This is a genomic window from Collinsella sp. zg1085, assembly GCF_018889955.1.
Taxonomy (GTDB): Bacteria; Actinomycetota; Coriobacteriia; order Coriobacteriales; family Coriobacteriaceae; genus Collinsella.
The window spans coordinates 1,351,694-1,368,212 of record NZ_CP076545.1; the positions used below are offsets into that span (position 1 = coordinate 1,351,694).

The window sequence follows — 16,519 nt, forward strand, 5'->3', positions numbered from 1 at the left end:
AGCTAAGCTACCTCCCCACAAGCAAAGGCCGGAGCCACGCCCAGTCGCGGTTTGCCCAACGAATCTGCAAACGCGCGCTCAATAGCAAAGGCATAGCGCAACAAATTAGCATCGCCGCGCGCAGGTCCTTGCAGCTGTACGCCCACTGGAAGGCCAGTATCCTTGCCCAAACCAACCGGCACGCTGATACCGCAGTTGCCTGCAATGTTGAGCGAAATGGTATAGAGGTCGCTCAAATACATTTGTGTTGGATTTGATAGTTCTCCATGCTTAAACGCGGTGCGTGGACAAGCAGGCATGAGAATAGTGTCTACCTGCTTAAATGCCGCTGTGTAATCTTCCATAATAAGGGTGCGTGCTTTTTGTGCGGCATAATAATAGGTGTCATACACCCCGCTTGACAGCAGATATGCGCCCAAGAACTGACGACGCTTTGCCTCGCGTCCAAAACCCTGCGAGCGAGACAGACCTACCTGCTGAGATAAATTGTGAGCATCGGGTGCTTGATGTCCATAGCGAATACCATCAAAGCGCGCTAGATTTGAGAACGCCTCGGACGGACCGATAACGTAATAAGCAGCAATTGCTGCATCAAGGTGTGGCAAATCAACTTCAATAAGGGTAGCGCCAGCATCTTCAAGCGCGTGAGCGGCTTCCCACACTGCCGTTTGTACTTCATCTGATAATCCCTCTGCCTCCATAAAGGCGGGGATAATCCCCACGCGCACGCCGTCAACACCTTCGGCAAGCTGAGCGGTGCAATCAACGTCAAGCGCATAATGTGTGCCATCGAGTGGGTCTTTTCCACCAGCAAGCAAAGCATTCATGGCATGAGCAACATCGGTAACGCTTCGCCCCATAGGACCCACCTGATCAAGTGAGCTACCAAAAGCTGTAACGCCATAGCGACTAACCGCGCCATAGCTTGGCTTCATGCCCACAATGCCGCAAAGTGCGGCAGGCTGGCGAATTGAGCCGCCTGTGTCAGAGCCTAAGGCAAGCGTTGCCTCTCCGGCTGCTACTGCCGCTGCAGAACCTCCCGAACTGCCACCCGGTACGCGGGTAATATCCCAGGGGTTATTTGTTGGCTTAAAAGCAGAGTTTTCTGTCGTTGAGCCAAAGGCAAACTCATCCATGTTTACTTTGCCCATCGGAATACAGCCTGCTGCGAGCATACGTGAAACACAGGTTGCGGTATACGGACTCTCAAACTGCTCAAGCATACGTGACGCACAGGTTGTGCGCGAGCCCACGAGATTCATATTATCTTTTATGGCAAGGGGAACGCCAGCTAATGGAGGCAGGCTCTCACCTGCTGCACGGCGCGCATCTAGGGCATCTGCCTGTGCGCAAGCCAGCTCAGGCGTAACCTGAATGTAGGCCTGTACCTGCGTATCTTTTGCTGCAATGGCGGCAAGGCTTGCCTCAGTGACCTCACGCGCAGAAAAGCTTCCAGAAACAATACCGGCACTTATTTCGGTGGCGCTCATCTCATCAAAGTACAAACTCACTACGATACGCCTCCCTCACCCAAGATAGAGGGGACCCGGAAGCTCCCGTCTTCGTGTTGAGCAGCATTTGCAAGGGCCTCATCACGGGTCAAATTGCGCTCAGGTGATAAGACATCAGCACGCAACGTAGCATCAATAAGCTCGTTTGGGTGAAACGTCGGCTCAACATCGCACGTAGCATAATCACGTATGGGTTCGAGCACCTGAATGGCGTCGTTAAGATAGTTTGTCATTTCTTGCAGTTCATCGCCTACAAGAGGAATGCACACAAATTCAGCGAGGTCAGCGACCTCTTGTTCAGTGAGCGCCATGACCTTCCTTTCTGGGATACGCACTTCACACAGACGCGCTTCATTATAGTGGCGCAAGAGCATAAATGCGCGCGGACGCACACTTAGTTGCATAATTTAATCGAGTAGCATCAGGCGGTGCTAGGCGGGTGGCATTAAGTCAAGTGGTGCTTAGTCAGGCCGGTAGCGCTTAGTCAAGCAGGCGGTGCTTGGGCAAGCGGCGACGGATACAGTAACCGGCGCTCGTCCCCCGCTTCTGCATGCACCAAATCACGGGCAAGATAGCGCTTGGCAAGCCAGCGTGCCATATCCAGGTTTTGGTCAAGATAATTTCCGCAGGCAGCAGGTGTAGCACCGGGAATTTCTGCGGTAAAATCGCGCACGAATGTGAAAAGCTCTATAACAAGAGGCAAAATCTCCGCGCTGCTTAGCTTGCCAAACACTACCAGATAAAACCCCGTACGACAGCCCATGGGACCAAAATACACCACGCGATTTGCCCAGTCTGGGTGATTGCGCGCAAACGTTGCACCTAAGTGCTCGATGGTATGGCACTCAGCGGTATTCATAACAGGCTCGCGGTTAGGAGAAGTAAGGCGCAGGTCAAAAGTGCTCACCACCGCGCCTGTTGCAGGGTCAACATCTTGGCGCGACAAATAGACCCCCGGCATAAGGCGCTCGTGGTCGATAGTAAAACTTGCAATGGTATCCATGATACGTTGCTCTCACTCTCGAATGAACTCAGTACAAGGCACGTGTTGAATCCCCTATAGTATAGGCTCCTCTTCATACAGAGGTCAGCAAAAGTATGTTCTGAATCATCAAAGTAGTTGCAATGTCAAAGCTAATCAATTTGACGTTCAAATAACATCGCTGAGTTACATACTGGCAAAACTGCAAGTTTGATGTTCGGATAACGCCTCTGAGCTGCACTTTGTCAAAAGCGGCGAGTTAACGTACGAAAAGCGCCTCTAAACAGCGTATCTGAGCTGTGCTTTGGCAAAAATGACTAATTTGACGCAAAAATCTGTCATTTTTTACTAATTTGACGTAAAGAGACAACTGTAGTTTTTCTCGCAGTTTATCTACCTGCGCTTTTGCTCAAAAAATATTAACCCGCTGGGTTATAGAGAGTACTTTTTCGTCAGTTTTGCCAAAGCGACAGGTGTAACTTAACTATGTGACAAGAGCGCTAGCACCCGATACGGCGTTATAGTGCTGCTTTTTCGTTCTACAATGCGATGTTGGTACGCTCTTCCAACATGTAACGCCGCATTATTGGAACTCCACTACAATACGAACACCTACTCCAATGTCGTTATGTTTTTGAAACCGCATGGGTACTTTGAACAAACAATGTCCTCAGGTAATTGCAAAACTAATAAGTTCTGGGAGCAAATCAATGTAATGTACGAATTTTTGCCAGTAGTCCGAGTATAGGGGGTCTGTACAATAAAAGTTTTCAACATTTCCGCAGGATTTATGCTTTAGTTGAACGAAGTGTACTTGAGGTCTTTAGAAAAATTCGTACATTAAGTTAGTTTCCCTCAAAACGACTCCCCCATGCAGCATAATACGCGTCTTTTAACAAAGAGCGAGACGGCACATATCAAAAGCTCTTACAAAGCCTTAATGCGTAATGCTCCCCTGTCCATTGAAAGCTAGAAACCCTCAGCTAAACAAAAGCCGTCCCACTAAACACGCCCTTAGATGTCTACTTTGTGCGCACGTGTTTCATACCAGCAAGTACTGCTTGACGAAGCTCAGGCAGACGCTCCTTATCCATAGCTCGTACACCTTCTAGCTTATAGCTCAAGCCAAGTTGCTCGTACTTATTTACACCCATCGTGTGGTATGGCAGCATTTCAAGCCCAACAATATTTCGCCAAGAACCAATAAGCTTTCCCAGCTCAAAGCACTCATGAGTTGTATCAGTAATGCCGGGCACAACCACATGGCGAATAATAGTTTTAATCTTTCGACGTGCCAGCTCATCACCAAATGCAAGAATACGCTCAGGAGCCTGACCGGTTAGCTGCCTATGCCCGATGGAATCACTATGCTTAATGTCGAGTAATACCAAATCGGTCTCGGCAAATACACGCTCAAAACGTTCTATCTGGTTTGTATCAAAGGCGAAACCGCAGGTATCGAGACAGGTATGTACAAATCCTAGCTCACCATGATGCATAGCATAAAAGTAGTCGCCCACAAACTCAGGCTGCAACAGCGGTTCGCCACCTGTAACGGTTACGCCACCCGACTTATAAAAGCTGCGCTTGCGCTTAAACTGATCGATAAGGTCTTCGACGCGAACAAGCGTACCTGCATGTGTCTTCCACGTATCGGGGTTATGACAATACGCACAACGCATAGGACAGCCCTGCGTAAACACAACAAAACGAATACCTGGCCCGTCAACGGTACCCATGGTTTCGACTGAGTGAATGCGTCCCAGCGTATAGGCGCTCGGTGTTGTGTCTTTATACTGCTCAGGCGTTATGCGACCCATACAAACCCCTTGTACCGGCAAACCCTACTCAGCATCGACGCTCTGCTCCGCACCGTGAGCATGTTCATGCTGATGCTCGTGCTCGTGCTCGTGCTCGTGCTCGTGATGATGTTCGTGCTCATGCACCTGTTCGTGTTCGTGCGTGTGATGATGTTCGCAATGCTCATCGCAAACATGACCTTCCTCGCCATGTGCATGCGTATGTCCCACCACGTCAAAGGACTCGTCAAGTGCAGCCTCAACGCGCGCAGCCGATGTTGCGTCACGAATCAACGGTACCAGCATCTCACGTAACCACGGACGCCGAACATCTGGCCCAATAAACACCGCAACTGCTTCGTCTTCTGACGCAGGCAAATCCATGCCGGTTAAGGACCACATGCGGTCAACCATATCAAAGCGCAGCCACTGGTTGCCGCAAGGCAACATACCCTTTGCACGAACAATCTCGCCAAACGTTCCCGCAGATAAAGCATCCAAAAACCAAATCATATGGCTTTCGGTAGGCATCTGAACACCTTTGAGCGAAATACTTTCAAACTCATCTTCTGCAGGAGCTGCAGCTTGCGCAACAGGCGCAGCGTCTGGGTCCAAATCTTGGAGCAGGAGCTTGCTGAACCATGCGCCATCAAGCTGATCCCACGGACGCGCTTCTATCTCGGCATTAGCGTTAACGCTTGAAATCCACGATATTACTTCTTCGAGCTCACCTTCACCCGCAAGCTGGGACTTTGATACCACTACGGTTCGCGCAGTAGCCACTTGGTCAAGATAAATGTCGCGAAAGCGCTCGCGCTGACGAACCCACGCAGTTGCATCGACAATTGCCAAAGGAGCCAAAAGCGAAATACGCTCGTAAGCAACCTGGTCAACATTTTCAAGCACACTCGAAAGCCGAGCTACTCCGGTTGGCTCAACCACCAAATACTCAGGATCAAGCGTGTTAGAAATTGTCAAAATAGAGGTGGCAAAGTCTTGTTTTCCGGTACAACAAATACAGTTTTCTGTGCTCTCCCAAACCGAAAGTTCATCAGTTTGTGCAAGCACTTGTGCGTCAATGTCTGCTTGTCCAAACTCATTTTCGTAGACCACAAAGTCTTTGCCGCTTTTTCGAGCCAGCTCTTGAATAAAGGTTGTTTTGCCAGCGCCCAAAAAGCCTGAAACTACTAAAATGCGCACGTAGACCTCTCTTTTTGACCGTATAAAAACTGCGGACGGAGCTTCTGACCCCGTCCGCAGCACGCAACTCAAATACTAACGCTTAGTTTGCATGATTAAAAGCTAAGCAAACAAACTGTTAGTCAATAACAACAACCGGCTTGATAAGGTCAGCAGGCTTATCACGCATCATGAAGAGAGCCTCTTCGATGTGCTCCCAGCCGTGGAAGACATGGCTTGCCAGCGGGGAAACATCGAGACGACCAGAGGAGATGAGCGTAGCAAGCTTCTCCATACGCAGACGACCTCCCGGGGTCAGACCACCGCGGATGTCCTTGTGACCCATGCCAACGCCCCACTCAACGCGCGGAATGGTAACAAACTCGCCGTCGCCGAGGTAGTTAACGTTGCCAATCTTGCCGCCAGCCTTCAGAGCCTTTACAGCGTCCTGGAAGGTGTCGCAACCGCCACCAGCAACGATAACGCGGTCAACGCCCTCACCGTTGGTCATAGCAAGAACCTGATCGGCAATAGGACCATCTTTGTAGGAAACAAAGTCGGTAGCGCCATAGCCACGAGCAGCCTCAACGCACTTAGGACGGGTGCCCACAGCGATGATGCGGGAAGCGCCGCGGAGATTTGCACCAGCAACGCTCATGAGACCTACAGGACCAATACCAATAACGAGAACGCTGTCACCAAACTGAACGTCAGCCAGCTCAACGCCGTGGAAACCAGTAGTTACCATGTCGGAAAGCATGCAGGCGTCAACTGGGCTCATGTCGGCAGGCATAAGAGCAAGGTTGCCATCAGCATCGTTTACGTGAATAAGCTCGGAGAACACGCCGTCCTTGAAGTTGGAGAACTTCCAGCCAGCAAGCATGCCACCGGAGTGCATGGAATAGCCAGCCTGAGCCTCAAGCGAGTTCCAGTCAGGGGTAATTGCAGGAATAAGTACGCGGTCGCCTGGCTTGAAGTCTTTAACAAGCTCGCCTACCTCAACAATCTCACCGCAGCCCTCGTGGCCGAGAATCATGTTGTGGCGCTCGCCAATTGCGCCCTCCCACAGTGTGTGTACGTCGGAGGTGCAGATCGAAACAGCCAGTGGCTTGACGATGGCATCCGCCGGTCCGCAAACCGGGTTCTCCTTCTCAATCCAGCCGGACTCGCCGATCTTGAGCATTGCATAACCCTTCATGTATGCTCCCTTTCTCGCATGGCTGACCCCTCGGATGGTGTCAGCTCAGCCTTATACATTCAGGCATATTCAGTATACGATATTGCTAGTTTTCACGCTATTTTGATAATATAAGTTTTAATTCTTGTTTTTAATACTTTATTAGAAAATATGCTGTTGAGTATTCCTTCTCTATAAGTTATAACTTGCGTATTAACAGATTTGAAACCATTTGCGCAGCTCAGTGAAAATGTGAGCAATCTAGTAAGAATTTTGCAAACTTCCTGTTTTCCGCGAAGCCTACACACATGTCCTGAGCTGGTGTAAACCAGTAAACAAAAAAGAACCTCATTGGAGTATTTTTGCACGGCATTATCTCCCGCATTGGAGTATGCATATATTTCTTTCCATGGTGACAGGCGGTCGATGAACCTGAAAAGGACGGCGGATATATGACCCTGCTCAGAAGATAGTCGATGGGCTTTGAAGAGGGCACAGATATGTGGCTTGTTCGGCGATAGTCAGTAAACCTTAAAGCAATTGCACACGCGCGACCTGCTCGGCAAGCGTTTAATGGACGCTGTGAGCAAGTACACACGCACGGCTTGCTGGGTAAATTGTCTATAAACTCTATAGGAATCACATATATCTAGCGCTATTCCCATGAAGAATGGACTGCTTTGCTCATGCGAAAAACAGCGGGTACATATATACAGGCAGTTACGCCGAGCGCCATCAATAAAAGTTGAGGTAAAGTCACAAACTCAAGTGCCATAGCGCTTATACCATAGAACAATAAAGCCGCACAAGAAATCATCTGACTTTGTAGTGAGATACAAGTATTTCGTAATTCTGAAGGACACGCCTCTTGAAACGCGCGATATCGAATGGCTCCCGATAGGGTTCCAAGAATTGATTCACCAATATAGATAAGCGGAACAAACATCACCGGAATAGCAGATAATAAGATGAGCGCGGTAAATGGTAGTTTTATAATTGAGGTAATCATAAAGAATTGTTTAGTATTAACTGTCCTCAAAATTCTTGACGTAAACAAACCAAGTCCAGCAGCAATAAGCAACTGAAGAGCCAATGATAAGCCAGCCAGAAAAGGGCTAAGTCCCATATCACGCAAAATTATGATGTAAAAATCTTCAAACGCAACGAAGGTAAAAGCTTGCGCCAAGTCAATTAGTAAGCCGGCAACTAATATAGGTCTTGTTTTAAGCATTTGTTTAATTGCGCTCAGCGACTGCTTCTCCTGCATCTCATTACTATTAGGATGGCGTAGTTCTCGAATGAGGCTTGTTGCGATGATTGCTAAAAGTATTGCTATAAGATCGCAAATAATTCCAAACACCATAAGTTGTTGCCCAGCTAATAAACCGCCCAAAATAACTGATAGTGCATAAGAACCAAAAAACGCCATGCGATCCCAAGTGTTATAGCGAATAAGCTCCGATTCCTCAATACTATCGACAAAAAGAGACTCAATAGAGCCACTTACACAGGATAGGGCTATTCCACGCAAAATGAAGGCTGGTATAAGCCATACAAAATCACGAACAACGAGCAGCATAACAAGGTAAACTACCAATCCTCCCAAGCCAGCTAAACCACTTGCCTTTCTGCCAAACCTATCGCCCATATACCCTGTAGGAATTTCAAAAACAAATTTTGAAGCTTGGTAACAAAGAAGGAGCAGCGAAACCTGTCCGAGTGATAAGCCTCCTTGTTGCAAAAAAGTAGTAAGGAAATACAACATAGTTGAAAAGTTTGAGAAAAATACAAATAGTAGATATTGAACTACAACAGGATTTCTAGTTTTACTTAAGCTAGATTCCGTAGCAACCTTGTTAGTCATTTTTTAGTTCTTTCCATGCTATATAGAAATAAACCTTTTAATGAGCCTACATCTACTTTTGTCATATTTAATTTTCTAGTGTCATATTGTTTTGAACACTAATTAGTCAAGTACTTGTAAGTTTTCAATTGAGTGCCAATATACTTTCTGAAGCCACTTCCCCCAGTTACCTTGTTTGCAGCAGAAATACACGGGTAATTGAGCTTTTTTCTGAGAGTCAAGATAGACCATTCCACTTGACACCTCTGGCATATTTTTATATATCGAATTCGATAGACCAAATATCACACCGCCCTCTCGCATAAAAGCAAGATGACTATCTATATCAGGTGAAATATCTCTAAAGCGCATTGCAAGTAAATCTGATGTTGGTAGATTTCTAAATACAGTCATTACCTCTGAAAAGCAGTAGGGATTTGCAAAAAGATGCTTTGAAATGAAATTTGAATTAAGTGAAACAGAATTATGCGTCACACGTTCATCAATCCAATAAGCATACATCGTAACTGACCTAACATCATGAAAGACTATTCCGTTTACCTGAGTTCGACCAAATACAAGTGCAGCATCTGTAATCCCGTGTTCCACAACTGCGTGTAATGAACTACCCGTCTGATGCCACACATCAAGATGAATATCAGGATAAGCCTCAAGAAACCGCTCATAAGCCTCGTCTTCAAACAAACTACCTCGTCCAAAAAGCTGAGGTACATATAGACGAAAATGACCATCTGGAGAAATTCCTTCATGAAGCTCAGATTTCAACTGACCTAACTCTCGACACTGACTCAGAATAATAGCGGCACGTTGCGATACCTCAACTCCATGTTGAGTTGGAATCAGCTCATTTCCAGAACGAATAAAGAGTTGTGTGCCTAATTCTTCTTCAAGCTTTTTTATTGCAATTGACACCGCTTGGGGAGAGACGTGCAAGTTATATGAAGCAGGTCGAATTCCACCACAGGAGATAACTGCTTGGAGGTACTCAAGCTGGTGTAGGTTCATCATGCCTCAATCTTCATACCAACTTCTGAGATAATTAATTATACAGTTGAATTACATTTTTGTCGAAATCATGAGTTAGTCTGAGCACAATTCTTATTGTTATCAAGTGGCATCACTCAGAAGATGTCGTGTTTGAATCAGCTCTTAGACAAAAAGTACTAGGGTTTAGCACATTAAGTCACAAATAGAAACCTGTTGCTTTGACAAAAAACGAGTTTGTACTCTGTATAACACCGCAGGTTAGTATTTGATTGATAAAGCTACAGATAGATGAGTGTAAGTAAAACAGCATATGTCGCCTATACCAAATTTATCAGTTTTGCCAATGCTCGAGTTAGAAGTATTATACACGCATCAAATTGACTACTGTTATTAAAGCGACAGCCGCTTACCAATGTCGGGAGTCGTCACGCACGCTCAGTGAATCGATTGCCGTTCCTCGTAGCGGCGACAGCCTACCTCTTTTGACAGAAACGGGCAATTTGGCAGTATAGAACCCCCGTGGGTTACTTATTATTTTATAAACCTGCAGGTAGATGAGGTACAGTTTTTATGCTAGAGGGGGTTTATTGCCAGATTGCCTGTTTTTGTCAGAATTTAGTGCCAGATTGCCCGTTTCTGTCAAAACAGCTAGCCGCAAAATAGCGGCAACCAAGCGAAGTAACGGCGGGTCATCAAAGTAACAGCTTAATCAAGAAAAGCAACAACTAGACGGCAAAATAACAGTAACCCAAGCGCGGTAGCAGTCAGACAAACAAAGCAACAACTGGCCGTCAAATTAATAGCAATTCAAGCACGGTAGCAATCAGACAAACAAAGTAACAGCTGGTCGTCAAAACAACCGCTAGCCAAGCAAATCTAAACCAACTCAAACCACGTTACATGAGTAGTGGCATGACCCCCTAAAAGAACTATCGCAAAGCGCAGTTCTCTCAAAAGCCATGCCACTACCCTAATAAACAAACCAGCACTATATGGCGAAGCGTAATCGAACTTACGCCCCACCATCTAGCAAAGCGCTATGTTGCCTACATTCCTTCGTGGAAGGTACGTGAGATAACCTCATCTTGCTGCTCACGAGTCAGCGTGTGAAAGTTCACAGCATAGCCTGACACACGAATGGTGAGCTGCGGATACTTCTCGGGATGCTCTTGAGCATCAAGCAGCGTGTCGCGATTAAATACGTTCACGTTGAGATGATGACCGCCCTGCTCAGCATAGGCATCAAGCATACCAACCAGATTATCAGCCTGAGCCTGAGCAACGTCTTGAACCTTCATGTTTCCTCCTTTGTTTGCAGGCTTTCCTGCACCTTACACCAAACTAAACCAAACGGACTAAACTACTCACCATCAATTGCACCCGCCGGAGCCGAAGCATCCGCCTGGCACGCACAATCAACTGCGTTTTCAATAAAGATGTCATCGAGGTCAATCTCGTTAAACATAACCTCGCCATCCTTGCCCAAAGCACCCGGTACAATCGAGAAGGTATTTGAGATGCCATCCTGCGCATCGCGGAACGGCAGCTTTGACACCGACGACAAAGACGCAATGGCACCATGGCTATCACGTTTGTGCATGGGATTAGCTCCCGGCGCGAACGGCACACCAGCAGCACGACCATCTGGTGTAGCACCAGTCTTTTTACCGTATACCACGTTAGACGTAATGGTTAGTACCGAGGTAGTAGGTACCGAATGACGATAGGTATCGTTCATGCGGATATACTCCATGAATTGGTGAACAATGTCGTGAGCAAGCGAATCTACGCGGTCGTCATCGTTGCCATACTTGGGGAAGTCGCCCTCAATTGAAAAGTCAACAATAATGCCGTTCTCATCACGCACTGGATGCACCTTGGCATACTTAATAGCCGAAAGCGAGTCTGCAACAACTGACAAACCAGCAATACCCGTAGCAAACCAGCGATGAACGTGCTTGTCGTGCAGTGCCATCTGAATGCGCTCGTAGCAGTACTTATCATGCATGTAATGAATGATGTTGAGCGAGTTAACGTATACGCCTGCTAACCACTTCATCATGTCTTTGTACTTGCTCATCACGTCGTCAAAATCAAGGGTATCACCCTCTACCACGCGATACTGCGGACCTACCTGCTTTTTGGATACCTCATCTACACCGCCGTTGAGCGCATAAAGCAAGCACTTTGCCAAATTGGCACGAGCACCAAAGAACTGCATCTCTTTGCCCACACGCATAGACGACACGCAGCAAGCAATAGCATAATCGTCGCCGTGATAAACGCGCATCAAATCATCGTTTTCGTATTGAATGGACGAACTCGCAATGGAGGTCTTAGCGCAGAACTCCTTAAAGTTTTGCGGCAGCTTAGTGCTCCAAAGTACGGTCAGGTTAGGCTCGGGCGAGGTGCCCATGTTCTCAAGCGTATGCAAATAGCGGAAGCTCATCTTGGTTACCAGCGGACGACCGTCAACTCCCATACCACCAATAGACTCAGTTACCCACTGCGGGTCGCCGGTAAAGAGTGCCTGATACTCAGGGGTGCGCGCAAACTTAACCATGCGCAGCTTCATAATGAAGTGATCAACAAACTCCTGAATCTGCTCCTCAGTAAAGGTGCCGCGTGCAAGGTCGCGCTCAGCGTAGATGTCGATGAAGGTGCTGGTGCGACCTATCGACATAGCAGCGCCGTTTTGCTCTTTAACCGCAGCGAGGAACGCGAAGTACATCCATTGGATAGCCTCTTGCGTGTTGCTTGCTGGCTGTGAAATATCAAAGCCATAGAAGTCGGCCATCATCTTGAGCTCGCCCAGCGCCCGAATCTGCTCGGAAAGCTCCTCGCGGTCACGAATGTTTTCTTCGGTCATAACCACAGGGGTTGAGGCCTTTTGAGCCTGCTTGTCTTTGATTAAATAATCAACGCCGTACAGCGCCACACGGCGATAATCGCCGATGATGCGACCGCGTCCATAGCCATCAGGCAAGCCGGTGATGATATGAGCTGAGCGACAGGCGCGCATCTCATCGGTATAGGCATCAAATACGCCCGCGTTGTGCGTTTTGCGGCGGAAGGTGTAGTTCTCAACAACCTCAGGGTCAATCTCGTATCCGTGCTGAGCAGCTGCCTGCACCGAAATACGAATACCGCCGTTAACGTGTAGAGCGCGCTTAAGCGGTTGCTCTGTCTGCAAGCCAACAATGGTCTCTTTGCTGGGATTTTGGTTGTCAATATATCCTGCAGGATGTGAGCAAATGCCCGTAACTGTTTTTGTGTCCATATCGAGCACGCCGCCGCGTTTGCGCTCTTCAAGCAGCAAATCTAAAACCTGATTCCATAAATCAGTTGTACGCTCAGTAGGTCCTGCTAAAAACGAATCGTCACCTTCATAGGGGGTGTAGTTTTTTTGGATAAAGTCGCGTACATCGACTTCTTGCTCCCAATTGCCACCCTCAAATCCGTCCCATGCCTCGTGCATTTACTAACCACGCTCCTTGATAAGGCTGCGGCTCTGCATGCACTGCTCAGCCGCAGGTGATTGGTACGAAGGGCCTTGAGGTGCTGTGAATGAGTCAATCAGTGCCTCACACATTGCTCAAGCACATCGACCGTGAACTATGCGCATAGTCTAACATAGGTAAACAGGTTTATCTATTAAATTGTTAACTGGTTTACATGTCATTGACGTGGCATTTTATAAATGTGCTAACAAAACCGCACATTTAGCCATATACGAGCATTTTTCTTTCAAAACTATGAAAAGACCGAGCAGCATTATTGCCACTCGGTCTTTGAAAAACGTGCAGAACTTGTGTTGAAACTACACCGTATGCCTTACTAAGATGGCATCGCGAATCATCGATTTACTCATAATGTAGGTCGCAAGGAAATAGCCTCCGTATGCCAATACAAATATCAGCGAGAACATCCACGAAATAGTGAAGCCACCAAATGCTTCTATCAAGCGGACTACCACCGTAAGAGCCACACAGGCATGAACAAAGCCCACCGCCAGCGGAAAAAAGAAAAAGACGGATTGCTGAGCGAGCGCCGAGCGCATAATCTGAGGCGTTGGCGTGCCAAGCTCAGAGAGCACACGATAATTGCGTCCTGCATCTGAAACACCTGCAAGCTGCTGAATTGCCAGAATAGCTGCACATGCAATTACTAGGGTAAAGCCGATATAAATAGCCAGATAGCTCACCATGCCGTAAAGATCATTGCTGCTCTCAAAAATCTCTGTCTTCAAAACACCGGTTGCAATAAAGCCCACTTGATTATCGTTCTGATACAACTTGGGAAGGTCAGGGTCACGAGTGATATAGCTATCCGCCTCTTTAACATCAAGGTTACTACGATATTTCAGCACGAGCGTACTTGTAGCTACCGGATATATTCCTGCATCTATCACGGCATCTGGCACCACAAGTGTTCCTCCGTTAGTAACCTGTCCCATACCAAGATTTGATGCCTTCTGGTCAACCTTATCTGCCACCGGAAACAGCTGATGTCCTGCCACATTTACCGGTATCTTATGAGCCATAACTGCGTCAAAAGTTTTTACAATTGCATCACCTAAGTCGCTGGTAAAAAGATAACCCTGCTCTCCGAGACTAACCTCAGGCAATCCACGAAAACGCAGGTAGGCATTATACGTGCTCTCTTTAATAAGTGAGGGGCCAAACGTTGTTGCATTGGAGTGCTCCATGCCAAGAGGTATTTCTGCACCTGCCTTGCGCAACAAATCGAGAAAGTCTATATCGGGCTTATGAGCACCAACAGGAACGGACCAATAGGTATCAATCTGCGCGTACTGACCTGCCACCTCAGACAAATCCCATGGTTTTCCATCATTTCCCGTTGTGCGCGTAGCCTGCATAAGATTGACCGGCACTGTTGTCTGAGCGGTTCTATCGCCATCATTACTGGCTAAAGAAGCATTAACGCTCACATCTGGGAATGCATACAAGGCATTGAGACCATAGTCTCCCGGCGTTGCACCCCCCATCATATCTGAAAGCGCTGATGCAATGCCCATGCCACCGGTAACTGAGGTAATTGCCAAAAACAAAATAAAGCTAATAACCGCCATCGAAAAGGACGCTGTGTTTACACGGCTCGAAAGCTGACGGAGTGTCACCATGTTGAGCCCGCGCCAGTATAATCCACGAAGCATTGAGAGCAGCTTGAGCAAAAAGCCAGAAAAGCCAAAGAAGAACAAAATAGTTCCGATGATGACGGTAATGGTAGTAATTAAAAACTTGGCAAATGCCTCTGTTGTGGCATCTATAGGCAGACCATCGTGCAAAAGGCGTACATACGCAACAATAATAAGAACAAGACCCAACACAAATACCGCTGCCGAAATCCATGGGTTGCGCATTTTAACCGTCTCATTTTGGCGGTTAGCACTCATAAGGTCAATAATCTTTACCTTTGCTACAACACGAAGATTAAAGATGAGCGTGACAGCAAACATCGCAACGAGACAAACGACTGTCATTAAAAAGGCTTGTGTGGAAAAGAAGAAATGAAAGTTTGAAATTTGTGTCTTAAAAATTGAGGCGGTAAAGAATACCATCACCTGTGATAAGCCTACGCCCAGCGTAATGCCAAGTGCCAATGCTGTAACAGATACCATAATAGTCTCAAGCGCCATAACACGTGCAACCTGACCACGGCTCATGCCTAATACCTGATATAAACCAAACTGCTTTTTGCGGCGCTTCATAATAAAGTTGTTTGCATATACCAGCAAGAAGCCCATAACGCCCGCTAAAAACACGGTAACGCCACCAATAAGACTACCCAGCAGCTGGGCAAAATCTGGACGGTTGAGCCCTACATAATCAATCTGCATGGCAATGGTGTTAAAGGTATAAAACATCAATACCGCAAGGGTTAGGGTTAACAAATACACAAGGTAATCACGCCCTGCGCGGCGAACGTTTGCCTGAGCAAGTCTAAAGAGCATCGGATGCCTCCCCTCCCATCATGGCAACAACTTCCATGATGCGGTCGAGGAACTGACGACGCGTTTGTTCGCCCCGATGCAGCTCGGTGAAAATGTGACCATCGCGAATAAATAAAACCCGCGAGGTATAACTCGCAGCAAAACTATCGTGTGTAACCATGAGAACAGTTGCATGGTCTTGCTCGTTCATATTCTGAAAGCTCTCAAGCAAGAGACGCGCATTTTTTGAGTCGAGCGCTCCGGTTGGCTCGTCGGCCATAATAATGGCAGGATTGCTTACGAGTGCGCGTGCTGCAGCAACGCGTTGTTGTTGTCCGCCCGAAAGCTGATAGGGATACTTCTCGAGGGTCTGCCCAATTGAGAGATGCTTGGCTACTTGCTCTACGCGAGTCAAAACCTCTGCTGCAGGGACACGCGAAATGGTTAAAGGCAGCGCAATGTTCTCTTTTACCGTAAGCGTATCGAGCAGGTTTGAATCTTGAAAGATAAAGCCCAGCTGCTCACGACGGAACCTTGTGAGCTTATCGGGTTTTAGCCGCGTCACATCGGCACCGTTAATGCACACTGTTCCGCTCGTAACGCTGTCGATGGTTGATATGCAATTGAGCAAGGTTGACTTGCCAGAACCGGAAGGACCCATGATGGCGACAAACTCGCCTGCAGAAACACTAAACGAGATGTCGTTAAGCGCTTGCACGACGTTGTTGCGCGCACCATAGCGCTTCTGGATATGTTGTACTTCAAGTACCGCATTACTACTGGTAGACATACATTCCTCCTAGCTATACTTTGCACCAAGGCTTAAAGATTGGGCTTAACGCCACTTTCAAACGCGCGTTCAAGGTGGGCCTCGGTCGTTCTTACAGCTCCTATGGTGCCAAAGATGCAACAAATTTGACATCGAATTAGCTTACAGCTGTCGTACGCTTTTGTAAGATATCCGGCAAAGTAATTGAGGCTATGGCGGAATTGCAGGGTCTTGGGTTCCGTTACTTCTAACTCATAATAGCTAGTGTTGGCGCACACTCATCCCTCTAATGTATCTC

General features: G+C 47.4%; 12 protein-coding genes. All 12 read right to left on the minus strand.

Features of this window, described 5'->3' with window-relative positions:
• Nucleotides 1-2 precede the first annotated feature (2 nt).
• Nucleotides 3-1,490 carry an Asp-tRNA(Asn)/Glu-tRNA(Gln) amidotransferase subunit GatA gene (gene gatA, locus KPC83_RS05755; RefSeq protein WP_216279278.1) on the minus strand — a complete coding sequence of 496 codons (1,488 nt, stop codon included), beginning with the start codon at nt 1,488-1,490 and terminating at the stop codon, nt 3-5.
• Nucleotides 1,491-1,510: 20 nt separating this feature from the next.
• The gene (locus tag KPC83_RS05760) at nt 1,511-1,822 is read right to left on the minus strand and encodes an aspartyl/glutamyl-tRNA amidotransferase subunit C (protein ID WP_216278308.1); all 312 of its coding nucleotides are present in this window, start codon (nt 1,820-1,822) and stop codon (nt 1,511-1,513) included.
• Nucleotides 1,823-1,995: 173 nt separating this feature from the next.
• Nucleotides 1,996-2,514 carry an S-ribosylhomocysteine lyase gene (locus tag KPC83_RS05765; RefSeq protein ID WP_216278309.1) on the minus strand — a complete coding sequence of 173 codons (519 nt, stop codon included), beginning with the start codon at nt 2,512-2,514 and terminating at the stop codon, nt 1,996-1,998.
• A gap of 1,001 nt (nt 2,515-3,515) precedes the next feature.
• Entirely contained in the window at nt 3,516-4,313 is a 798-nt protein-coding gene (gene pflA, locus KPC83_RS05770) for a pyruvate formate-lyase-activating protein (protein WP_216278310.1), read from the minus strand.
• Nucleotides 4,314-4,337: 24 nt separating this feature from the next.
• Entirely contained in the window at nt 4,338-5,492 is a 1,155-nt protein-coding gene (locus KPC83_RS05775) for a GTP-binding protein (RefSeq protein ID WP_216278311.1), read from the minus strand.
• A 118-nt stretch (nt 5,493-5,610) separates the two neighbouring features.
• The gene (locus KPC83_RS05780) at nt 5,611-6,669 is read right to left on the minus strand and encodes an NAD(P)-dependent alcohol dehydrogenase (RefSeq protein WP_216278312.1); all 1,059 of its coding nucleotides are present in this window, start codon (nt 6,667-6,669) and stop codon (nt 5,611-5,613) included.
• Between the two features lie 634 nt (nt 6,670-7,303).
• Complete coding sequence (locus KPC83_RS05785) at nt 7,304-8,512, minus strand: MFS transporter (RefSeq protein WP_216278313.1); 1,209 nt, start codon at nt 8,510-8,512, stop codon at nt 7,304-7,306.
• Nucleotides 8,513-8,614: 102 nt separating this feature from the next.
• Nucleotides 8,615-9,520 (minus strand): LysR family transcriptional regulator, encoded by a 906-nt coding sequence (locus KPC83_RS05790; RefSeq protein ID WP_216278314.1) that lies wholly within the window; start codon nt 9,518-9,520, stop codon nt 8,615-8,617.
• A gap of 1,025 nt (nt 9,521-10,545) precedes the next feature.
• Complete coding sequence (gene grcA3 / locus KPC83_RS05795) at nt 10,546-10,797, minus strand: autonomous glycyl radical cofactor GrcA3 (protein ID WP_216278315.1); 252 nt, start codon at nt 10,795-10,797, stop codon at nt 10,546-10,548.
• Between the two features lie 62 nt (nt 10,798-10,859).
• Nucleotides 10,860-12,977 (minus strand): formate C-acetyltransferase, encoded by a 2,118-nt coding sequence (pflB, locus tag KPC83_RS05800; protein ID WP_216278316.1) that lies wholly within the window; start codon nt 12,975-12,977, stop codon nt 10,860-10,862.
• A 342-nt stretch (nt 12,978-13,319) separates the two neighbouring features.
• Nucleotides 13,320-15,473 (minus strand): FtsX-like permease family protein, encoded by a 2,154-nt coding sequence (locus KPC83_RS05805; RefSeq protein WP_216278317.1) that lies wholly within the window; start codon nt 15,471-15,473, stop codon nt 13,320-13,322.
• The gene (locus KPC83_RS05810; protein WP_216278318.1) at nt 15,463-16,242 is read right to left on the minus strand and encodes an ABC transporter ATP-binding protein; all 780 of its coding nucleotides are present in this window, start codon (nt 16,240-16,242) and stop codon (nt 15,463-15,465) included. Before KPC83_RS05810 ends, KPC83_RS05805 begins: the two co-directional genes overlap by 11 nt.
• Nucleotides 16,243-16,519 lie beyond the last annotated feature (277 nt).